This window comes from uncultured Chitinophaga sp. (assembly GCF_937874145.1).
Taxonomy (GTDB): Bacteria; Bacteroidota; Bacteroidia; order Chitinophagales; family Chitinophagaceae; genus Chitinophaga.
Genome location: NZ_CALNBI010000404.1, coordinates 1 through 4,691 on the forward strand (window position 1 = coordinate 1; position 4,691 = coordinate 4,691).

Here is a 4,691-nt window from a genome sequence, read left to right on the forward strand (position 1 = left end):
ATCCCATCTTATTGAATACGATCAACAAGCAATGAAATTCATTTATGCTCCCGACCACTCCATCCGATCATAATACCTGGCGATACGCCCAGGTATGGATGCCACCGCCCCACGATGCCCATTTTCCACCAGCCCGCCGCCCAGCCCACTCCGCAGAAGGGCAACAGGGGCCCCGCCGCATAGCCTCCCATCAGCACGAATCGCTCCACCGGCCGGTACATGAGCTGCACCCTGCCCGACAAAGGATATCCCGCCTCCTTTCCCGCCGCCAGTTCCAGCTCCAACGGCAAGCCGGTCCCGTACGTCAGCGATAAACCGCCATACCCCGCCCCTTCCGCGCCCATGCTTAGCTGTACGCCAAAGCGGCAAGACTTCCCCACGTCCCAGACCGACCCCAGTTCCGCTTCCGGACCACCCTTTCCGTACCCCAGTCCTGCCGAGGCCATGACGGATTTCCCCATGCGCAGGCCATACAAAAGATGGATTCGCGTATCCGCATACCGCCGCACACCCGCATGCAGCACCCGCACACCCGTTACGCCCCCTCCTGCAGGAATCGCCACAGAAAGCGCATGCACACGCCATCCATCGATCAAAAATCGTTGTTCAGTATACACGCCCGCAGCCGCGCGCCGCAACGCAGCCAGGCGCCCCGGTTCATTCCAGGTGCTGAATGCCTCCCATATCGGAGGAATCGTAAATAATTGCAGAAATACCCAATGCAGGGTAAGCTGGCAAACAATGGTCATTTCAAAAACGGGTTTATCAAACAATGATCTCAAAACTAATGGAGCCGGGCATTTACACCAAAAAAAATATCTCCGAAAAACGGAGATTTACCGTTCAACGGAGATACAATTTATTATCTGAAATCCTAGAAAAGCCCATACAGCTCTGAATCTACGCGCGAAATAATTTCGCCGAGATCTTCTTCTTTTTCTGGGAACTTATTTTTGTCGACGTCGATGATCAGCAAAGGACCATCCTTATATTTTTCGATCCAGCTGTTGTAATATTCGTTCAGCCGTTTCAGGTAGTCGAGCCGGATATTTTCCTCGTATTCACGCCCCCGCTTCTGGATCTGCGCCACCAGCGTAGGCACGGAAGCCTGCAGGTAAATCAGCAAATCCGGCGGTTTCACCATCGATTTCAACGTTTCGAAAAAGTTGAAATAATTGTCGAAATCGCGCTTCGTCATCAGGCCCATTTCATACAAGTTGGGCGCAAAAATATGCGCATCCTCATATATGGTGCGATCCTGGATTACCGTTTCCTTTCCATGCTGGATATCCACCAGCTGCTTCAGGCGGCTGTGCAGGAAATACACCTGCAGGTTAAACGACCAGCGGGGCATATCATCATAAAAATCGCTCAGGTACGGATTATGCTCCACATCTTCGAACTGCGGTATCCATTTATAATGCTTCGAAAGCATCTCGGTAAGCGTGGTTTTTCCGGCGCCGATATTGCCCGCTACCGCGATATGTTTCACTTTATTCTTTGCCATGCATTGGGGGTATGATTCAACAAGATAATAATATCAATAGAAATTGATGCCCATCAGGCGGCGCGCTTCTTTCAGCGTTGCAGCCGCAGACTCGCGCGATTTCTCCGCGCCCTGGCGCATGATCCGGTGCAGGTATTCATGATCCTGCCCGATCGCCTCGGCCTTCTCGCGGATCGGGCGGATAAAGTTCACCATATCTTCCGCCAGCTGCTTTTTCATATCGCCGTAACGGATGTTGCAGTTGCTGAACGCCGAATCGAAAAACGCAACGGTATCCGGTGCAGACACCAGTTTCATGAGCGTGAACAGGTTTTCGATATAGTCGGGTTTCGCGGAATTGGCTTCCTGCGGGCCGCTGTCTGTTTTGGCTTTTTTGATCTTGTTGCGGATGGCATCGTCGCTGTCGTTGAGGTACAGCGTAGAGTTCTCGTTTTCGCTTTTGCTCATTTTCCCATTGCCGTCGAGGCTCATGATACGCACGAGATCGTCGCCGTAATTGAACGGGTACGGTTCAGGGAAGAGCTCGCCGTAACGGTTATTGAAGCGTTGCGCGAAGTTGCGGCTCATTTCCAGGTGTTGCTCCTGGTCTTTGCCCACGGGCACTTTCACCGCGCGGTGAATGAGGATGTCGGCAGACATGAGGACGGGGTACGTCAGCAGGCCGGCGTTCACGTTATCCGGGTTCTGGCGCACCTTGTCCTTGAAGGTCGGAACTTTCTCCAGTTCGCCTTTATAAGCCATCATATTGAGCAGCAGGTAGAGTTCCGCGATCTCGGGGATGTCGCTCTGCACGTACAGCGTCACTTTTTCCGGATCGAGGCCGGATGCGATGTTTTCCGCCAGTACCCGGTACACGTTGCCGCGGAGGCTGGTGGGATCGGGATGGGTGGTCAGCGCATGCCAGTCGGCCACGAAAAAATAACAGTTGAATTCTTCCTGCATCCGGATATAATTGCGGATGGCACCAAAATAGTTTCCGAGGTGCAAAATGCCGGTAGAGCGGATGCCGCTCACTACGATTTCTTTTTCCTTAGCCATATCGGGCCGCAAAATAAGAAATTTTAACAAGGCTTTGGGGAAAGGATACATCAGGAACCCGCCTAATAATCCCTATTTTTGTGCGACCGATCACATTTATCGGTTATATGAATACATTTTATTAGCTTTAAATCGTTAATTTAAACACATGGAAGTGAATGACGCCCTGATCCGGCAACTGGCGACCCTGTCCAGGCTGGAAATCGGCCAGGAAGAAGGGGAGGAAATCCGGCTGGACCTCCAGCGGATGATCACCTTTGTGGAGAAACTGAACGAACTGGACACAACGGATGTGAAACCACTGCTGCATATGACCCGCGACGTCAATGTTTTCAGAGAAGATGCGGTGATCCCCGAAATCACCCGGGAAGAAGGCCTCCGTAACGCACCCGTCCATACCGACGAATATTTCAGCGTTCCCAAAGTAATCAAGAAATAATATGACCCAATCCGTTATCCACCTGGAAGGCATCCGGAAAAGCTATTTCATCGGCAAAAACGAGTTACCCGTGCTGAAAGGCGTGAGTATCGATATCAACCGCAATGAATATGTAGCGCTGATGGGCCCTTCCGGCTCCGGCAAATCCACCCTGATGAATATTCTCGGCGCGCTGGACACGCCCACCGCCGGCAAATACATCCTCAACGGGCACGACGTGAGCAGCATGGAGGATAACGAGCTCGCCCGCATCCGCAACCAGGAGATCGGCTTCGTGTTCCAGCAATTCAACCTCATGCCCCGGCTTACCGCCCTCGAAAACGTGGCGGTGCCCCTTATTTACGCCGGCATCAGCAAGCGGGAACGGGAAGACAAGGCCAGGGCCATGCTGGAAAAAGTAGGGCTGGGCGAACGGTATAAACACAAACCCAACGAATTGTCGGGCGGCCAGTGCCAGCGCGTGGCCATCGCCCGGGCGCTGGTGAACGACCCTTCCCTCATCCTTGCCGACGAGCCCACCGGTAACCTGGACACCAAAACATCCGTCGAAATCATGGATATCTTCGGTAAGATCCACGCCGGCGGCAATACCGTTGTGCTGGTAACGCACGAAGAAGATATCGCCGAACACGCCCGCCGGATCATCCGCCTGCGCGACGGCGTGGTGGAATCCGATAAAATGAACGCCATCAAGGAAACCCTGGCAAAATAGCCCGGTTATCTTATCATATTCGAAGCGGCTGCCCCCAAAAGGCGGCCGCTTTTTTTAGTACATTCGCCCAAAACCCTGGACATGGCATTCAGAATATATACCAAAACCGGAGACAAGGGCAAGACCTCCCTCATCGGCGGCACCAAAGTTTCCAAAGGGCACCTGCGCATCGAAACGTACGGAACCGTGGATGAGCTCAACTCCTGGATCGGCCTCGTTAACGACCATATGACCGACCCCGGCGTTAGAGCGATGCTGCGCGAGTCGCAGGACCGCCTGTTCACCATCGGCGCCTCCCTGGCCACCGATCCGGAGAAGGACTCCAAAATGAAGCGGCCCGACCTTCACGAGGAAGACGTTAAAATGCTGGAAGACGCGATGGACAAGATGGATGAAATCCTCCCAGAAATGAAGCACTTCATCCTGCCCGGCGGCCATGTGGCGGTATCGCACTGTCATATCGCCCGTTGCGTGTGCCGCAGGGCCGAACGCCTCTGCGTGGCGCTGCAGGACGAAGGGCAGCCCGTGGAGCCCCTGGTGCTGCAATACCTGAACCGCCTGAGCGATTACCTGTTCATGCTGGCCCGGTACGTAGGTCATCAGCTGCAGGTGGAAGAACTGCCCTGGCGGCCCCGGATGTGATAAAAAGACGGTTAATCGTCGATATAAACGTAACTTTGCAAAAATTTTTCACCGTTTCATGAATCTAATATCGGAATTGCGCTGGCGCGGTATGATACAGGATATCAAGCCAGGCACGGAAGAACAGCTGGAAAAGGAAATGACGACCGCTTACGTGGGCTTCGACCCTACGGCGGACTCGCTGCATGTGGGCAACCTCGTTCCCATTATGCTGCTGAAGCACCTGCAGCGCGCCGGCCACAAGCCCCTCGCGCTCGTTGGCGGCGCTACCGGCATGGTAGGCGACCCCTCCTTCAAGGCGGAAGAACGCAAAATGCTCGACCTCGATACGTTGCAGCACAACCTCAACAGTA

The 4,691-nt window shown here is 53.8% G+C and carries 6 protein-coding genes and 1 pseudogene; 4 read left to right on the forward strand and 3 right to left on the reverse strand.

Annotation, left to right across the window (positions count from 1 at the left end; translation table 11 throughout):
• Positions 1-38: 38 nt before the first annotated feature.
• The 3 genes from Q0510_RS19505 to trpS form a co-directional block, all read right to left on the reverse strand.
• Positions 39-749, reverse strand: coding sequence for a hypothetical protein (locus Q0510_RS19505; protein WP_298715487.1), 711 nt, complete (start codon positions 747-749; stop codon positions 39-41).
• 125 nt (positions 750-874) lie between these two features.
• On the reverse strand, positions 875-1,507 hold the full coding sequence (locus Q0510_RS19510) for a deoxynucleoside kinase (protein WP_298715488.1): 633 nt from the start codon (positions 1,505-1,507) through the stop codon (positions 875-877).
• 33 nt (positions 1,508-1,540) lie between these two features.
• On the reverse strand, positions 1,541-2,545 hold the full coding sequence (gene trpS, locus Q0510_RS19515; RefSeq protein WP_298715489.1) for a tryptophan--tRNA ligase: 1,005 nt from the start codon (positions 2,543-2,545) through the stop codon (positions 1,541-1,543).
• 148 nt (positions 2,546-2,693) lie between these two features.
• On the opposite strand from trpS, the gene gatC reads away from it, so the two are divergent.
• The 4 genes and pseudogenes from gatC to Q0510_RS19535 all read left to right on the forward strand — a co-directional run.
• Positions 2,694-2,984 (forward strand): Asp-tRNA(Asn)/Glu-tRNA(Gln) amidotransferase subunit GatC, encoded by a 291-nt coding sequence (gene gatC / locus Q0510_RS19520; protein WP_298715490.1) that lies wholly within the window; start codon positions 2,694-2,696, stop codon positions 2,982-2,984.
• Position 2,985: 1 nt separating this feature from the next.
• Positions 2,986-3,696: an ABC transporter ATP-binding protein gene (locus tag Q0510_RS19525; RefSeq protein ID WP_298715491.1), complete on the forward strand. Its 711-nt coding sequence runs from the start codon at positions 2,986-2,988 to the stop codon at positions 3,694-3,696.
• 81 nt (positions 3,697-3,777) lie between these two features.
• On the forward strand, positions 3,778-4,338 hold the full coding sequence (locus Q0510_RS19530; protein WP_298715492.1) for a cob(I)yrinic acid a,c-diamide adenosyltransferase: 561 nt from the start codon (positions 3,778-3,780) through the stop codon (positions 4,336-4,338).
• A 58-nt stretch (positions 4,339-4,396) separates the two neighbouring features.
• Positions 4,397-4,691, forward strand: a pseudogene (locus Q0510_RS19535) (tyrosine--tRNA ligase); the annotation flags it as partial.

Excerpts from the sequence above, each read along its gene's own strand:
- Q0510_RS19505 (WP_298715487.1), bottom strand. The coding sequence starts at position 749 with ATGACCATTGTTTGCCAGCTTACCCTGCATTGGGTATTTCTGCAATTA.
- Q0510_RS19510 (WP_298715488.1), bottom strand. The coding sequence starts at position 1,507 with ATGGCAAAGAATAAAGTGAAACATATCGCGGTAGCGGGCAATATCGGC.
- trpS (WP_298715489.1), bottom strand. The coding sequence starts at position 2,545 with ATGGCTAAGGAAAAAGAAATCGTAGTGAGCGGCATCCGCTCTACCGGC.
- gatC (WP_298715490.1), top strand. The coding sequence starts at position 2,694 with ATGGAAGTGAATGACGCCCTGATCCGGCAACTGGCGACCCTGTCCAGG.
- Q0510_RS19525 (WP_298715491.1), top strand. The coding sequence starts at position 2,986 with ATGACCCAATCCGTTATCCACCTGGAAGGCATCCGGAAAAGCTATTTC.
- Q0510_RS19530 (WP_298715492.1), top strand. The coding sequence starts at position 3,778 with ATGGCATTCAGAATATATACCAAAACCGGAGACAAGGGCAAGACCTCC.